This window comes from Salinimicrobium oceani (assembly GCF_012037645.1).
On the sequence record NZ_JAAVJR010001051.1, the window covers coordinates 1 to 368 of the forward strand.

The following is a 368-nucleotide window of genomic DNA, read 5'->3' on the forward strand; positions in this document are numbered from 1 at the left end:
TTCATCCCGCAAAAATTCGTCGCGCGGCCTGGTAACCGCAGTACCGGCTGTGGCATCTACCTGCGGCCAGAAGAAAGAAGATTCCCTGTCAACCACGGCAAGAGCAGCCTGAAATTGTTCCCAGTTACCTGCTAATTCCAGGTTTTGTTCAAGACCTTGTTCAATAAGAGAGTCCAGGACAGGATCTTCGAAATGTTCCCACCATTTATCTGAAAGTTCGGCAGTTCCGGTATAGCTGAAAGCTTCAGGTTGTGGAATAGGTGCATCTGCAGGGGAGAGTCCGGGAGAGCAGGAAAAAACAAAGCCTATGAATATAACAGTTGTCGCCAGACCAAAAAAAGCCTGCCGGAAAAAGTCATTGAAGTATA

1 pseudogene is annotated in these 368 nt (G+C 47.8%); it reads right to left on the minus strand.

From position 1 onward, the window contains the following. Window positions 1–368, minus strand: a pseudogene (locus tag HC175_RS20730) (hypothetical protein); the annotation flags it as partial.